This window comes from Kitasatospora sp. NPDC059462, assembly GCF_042749955.1.
Lineage (GTDB): Bacteria > Actinomycetota > Actinomycetes > Streptomycetales > Streptomycetaceae > Kitasatospora.
The window spans coordinates 1-2,227 of record NZ_JBHYUU010000382.1; the positions used below are offsets into that span (position 1 = coordinate 1).

Below are 2,227 nucleotides of genomic sequence, written 5' to 3' on the forward strand. Positions count from 1 at the left end.
TGTCCGCGATCTCCCAACCGTGACCCTCTAACGGTCGATGAAAAGTGACCCCTTCCGTGGTCAGGTGATCAGGCTGGCTCCGTGGGGAGTCAGGAGGAAGAGGTGATTGGCGTGGAGGACTGGGCGGAGATCCGGCGGCTCCACCGCTCGGAGGGCATGTCGATCAAGGGGATCGCGCGGCATCTGGGGATCGCGCGCAATACGGTGCGGCGGGCTGTGGCCAGTGACGACCCGCCGAAGTACCGGCGGGCATCGAAGGGCTCGATCGTGGACCCGGTGGAGCCGGCGATCCGGGAGCTGCTGGCGGAGTACCCGCGGATGCCGGCCACCGTGATCGCCGAGCGGATCGGCTGGGAGCGGTCGCTGTCGGTGCTGAAGCGGCGGGTGGCCGAGCTGAGGCCGGTCTATCTCCCGGCGGATCCGGTGTCCAGGACCGCGTATCGGCCCGGCGAACTGGCCCAGTGCGACCTGTGGTTCCCGCCGGTGGACATCCCGCTGGGGTTCGGGCAGACCGGCCGGCCGCCGGTGCTGGTCATGGTGTCGGGCTATTCGCGGGTGATCACCGCACGGATGATCCCCACGAGGCAGGCCGCCGACCTGGTCGCCGGGCACTGGGACCTGCTGTCCGGCTGGAACGCAGTGCCGAAGGGGCTGGTTTGGGACAACGAGCCCGCCATCGGCCGCCGGCGCGAGGGCAAGGCGGTGCTGAGCACGGAGTTCGCCGCACTCGCCGGGCTACTGGCCTGCAAGGTGATCCTCTGCCGGCCCCGCGACCCCGAGGCCAAGGGCCTGGTCGAGCGCGCGAACGGCTATCTGGAGACCTCGTTCCTGCCCGGGCGCGTCTTCAGCTCCCCGGCGGACTTCAACGCCCAGCTGACCGCATGGCTGGAGATCGCCAACCGGAGGGTCCACCGGGCGCTGGACGCGCGCCCGGCCGAGCGGTGGGAGGCGGACCGGGCCGCGATGCTGCCGCTGCCGCCGACCGCGCCCCCACGCTGGTGGCAGACCTCGGTGCGGCTCGGGCGGGACCACTACATCCGGCTGGACACCTGCGACTACTCGATCCATCCGTCTGCGATCGGCCGGATCGTGCGCGTCGAGGCGGACACCGACTCGGTGCGGGCCTACCTCGATGGCCGCCTCGTCGCCGATCACGCCCGCTGCTGGGCCCGTCACCAAAGTCTGACCGACCCCGCCCACGCTGATGAGGCCGCGCTGATGCGCGAGGGGCACCGGCTCGCGCTGGCCCATGGCGTCTCGGCTGCGGCGGTGGACGTCGAAGAACGCGAACTTCCCTCCTACGACCGGGTGTTCCGCCTGATCGAGGGCGGCGCCGGAGCGGAGGGGTGAACCATGACCGCCCGACGCGTCGCCCAGGCCAAGCCCTCCGCACGCGACTTGAAGGCTGAACTGGCCTTCCTCACGCGGGCGTTGAAAGCGCCGAACCTGCTGGACGCGGCCGATCGACTGGCCGAACGGGCCGCTGTCGAGTCCTGGACCCATCAGGAGTATCTGGCCGCCTGCCTGCAGCGCGAGGTCGCCGCCCGCGAGAGCCACGGCGGCGAGGGCCGCATCCGAGCCGCCCGCTTCCCCGCCCGAAAGTCCTTGGAGGAGTTCGACTTCACCCACCTGCGCGGTCTCAAGCGCGAGGCCGTCACGCACCTGGGCACCCTGGACTTCGTCGCCGCGAAGGAGAACGTGGTCTTCCTCGGGCCGCCCGGCACGGGCAAGACCCATCTGGCCATCGCGTTGGGCATCCGGGCTTGCCAGGCCGGCCACCGGGTCGCGTTCGCCACCGCCGCACAGTGGGTCGACCGCCTGGCCGAGGCCCACACCACCGGCAAGCTCCAGGACGAGCTCACCAAGCTCGCCCGCATCCCCGTTCTGATCATTGACGAGGTCGGCTACATCCCCTTCGAACCGGAGGCCGCGAACCTGTTCTTCCAGCTGATCTCCGGCCGCTACGAACGCGCCTCCGTGATCGTGACCAGCAACAAGGCCTTCGGCCGCTGGGGAGAGACCTTCGGCGACGACACCGTCGCCGCCGCCATGATCGACCGTCTCGTTCACCACGCCGACGTGCTCTCCTTGAAGGGAGACTCCTATCGTCTGAAGGACCGCGACATTGGCCGCACCCCCTCAGCGGCGGCCTAGACAGCCGCAAACAAGTCAAAAGGGGTCAGGATTGACCGACCCGAAAGGGGTCCAGGTTCAGCGACCGCCGACA

The 2,227-nt window shown here is 69.9% G+C and carries 2 protein-coding genes; both read left to right on the top strand.

What is annotated here, in order from left to right; translation table 11 throughout:
• Positions 1-102: 102 nt before the first annotated feature.
• Positions 103-1,350: an IS21 family transposase gene (gene istA, locus ACFXAM_RS38620; RefSeq protein ID WP_380298598.1), complete on the top strand. Its 1,248-nt coding sequence runs from the start codon at positions 103-105 to the stop codon at positions 1,348-1,350.
• A 3-nt stretch (positions 1,351-1,353) separates the two neighbouring features.
• Complete coding sequence (istB, locus tag ACFXAM_RS38625; RefSeq protein ID WP_380298600.1) at positions 1,354-2,154, top strand: IS21-like element helper ATPase IstB; 801 nt, start codon at positions 1,354-1,356, stop codon at positions 2,152-2,154.
• Positions 2,155-2,227: the final 73 nt, after the last annotated feature.

Coding starts and splice junctions, on each gene's coding strand:
- istB (WP_380298600.1), top strand. CDS start 1,354: ATGACCGCCCGACGCGTCGCCCAGGCCAAGCCCTCCGCACGCGACTTG.